The following is a 1,625-nucleotide window of genomic DNA, read 5'->3' as shown; positions in this document are numbered from 1 at the left end:
GGCCCCCCGCACCGTCCCGACCTCGGACGACGCACTCCAACGGGCCGACGCGCCCCGCCCACCGGAACACCGGCCGAGGACCACGGCGCACTCCCCCGGCCCTCACGGCGCCTCGGGGCCACCCCCTCCGGGCCCCTCCTCACCCCCGCACGACGTCCCGCCAGGCCGCCGCGATCTCCTCCGCCACGTCATGCGCCCCCACCGGCGCCCCGTCCGCCGCGAAGCGGCCCGCCAGGCCGTGCAGATACGCCGCCGCGCTCCCCGCGTCCACCGCCGAAAGGCCCGCCGCCAGCAGCGACCCCGCGAGGCCCGACAGCACGTCCCCGCTCCCCGCCGTGGCCAGCCAGGACGTCCCGGTCGGGTTCACCCGTACGGGCCCGCCGGCCGCGTCGGCGACCAGGGTCGTCGAGCCCTTGAGCAGCACGGTCGCCCCGTACCGCGCCGCCAGCTCCCGCACCGCGGACAGCCGGCCGCCCTCCACCTCGCCCCGTTCGACGCCGAGCAGCGCGGCGGCCTCCCCGGCGTGCGGGGTCATCAGGGTCGGCGCCCGGCGGGCCCGTACCGCCGACCGCTCGGCCAGCCGCAGCCCGTCCGCGTCGATCAGCACCGGTACGTCCGCCGCCAGCACCTCCGCGACGGTCGCCGCGTCGTCCCCGGTCCGACACCAGCGTCTCGGGGAAGCGGGCGATCACGGCCCGCCCGGCGGGACCGACGTACCGCACGGCCCCCGCGCCGCCGCGCAGCGCCCCCGCCACCGCGAGCACCGCGGCCCCCGGATAGCGGTCGGACCCGGCCGCGATGCCGACGACGCCCCGCCGGTACTTGTCGCTCTCGGCGGCCGGCACCGGCAGCAGCCGGGCCACGTCCGCGTGCTGCAACGCCTCCAGCTCGGGCTCCTCCGGCAGGTCGAGACCGAGGCCGACCAGCCGCACCGACCCCGCGTGCTCCCGTGCCGGATCGATCAGCAGGCCCGGCTTGTGCGTCCCGAACGTCACCGTGAGATCGGCCCGGACCGCCGCCCCCCGCACCTCCCCGGTGTCGGCGTCGACCCCGCTCGGCAGGTCCACCGCGACCACCGCGGCCCGCGCCCGTGCGGCGGCCTCGGCCAGCGGTGCCGCCTCCGGCCGCAGCCCGCCCGTGCCGCCGATCCCGACGATGCCGTCGACGACGAGATCGGCCCGCTCGATCAGCTCCTCGGCCGCTCCCACGCCCACCGCCCGTCCGCCTGCCCGGCGCAGCGCCGCGAGCCCGGCGGCGTGGGCGCGCTCCGGCGCGAGCAGCACCGCGCTCACCCCCGCGCCGCGCCGGGCCAGCCGGGCGCCGGCGTACAGGGCGTCACCGCCGTTGTCCCCGCTGCCGACCAGCAGGACGACCCGGCTGCCGTACACCCGCCCGAGCAGTTCCGCACAGGCCGCGGCGAGCCCGGCGGCGGCGCGTTGCATCAGCGCCCCCTCCGGCAGCCGTGCCATCAGTTCCCGTTCCGCCGCCCTGACCGTCTTCACGCCGTACGCAGTCCGCATGCCTCCGAGTCTCCCGCAGACGGCCGCTCAACTCCCGTACCGCCGAAGCCGGTCGTCTCCCGTACCGCCGGAGCCGACCGCGAGCCGGCCGGCCGGGCTTGCGGC

General features: G+C 79.1%; 1 pseudogene. It reads right to left on the bottom strand.

Annotated features, from left to right (window positions below):
* Positions 1 to 139: 139 nt before the first annotated feature.
* Positions 140 to 1,520 (bottom strand): annotated as a pseudogene (locus tag B7L92_RS38315) (NAD(P)H-hydrate epimerase).
* Positions 1,521 to 1,625 lie beyond the last annotated feature (105 nt).

This window comes from Streptomyces viridosporus (genome assembly GCF_002078235.1).
Classification (GTDB): domain Bacteria; phylum Actinomycetota; class Actinomycetes; order Streptomycetales; family Streptomycetaceae; genus Streptomyces; species Streptomyces viridosporus.
The sequence above is the reverse complement of the archived record's forward strand: the minus strand, read 5'-3'. Positions and strand labels throughout refer to the sequence as shown.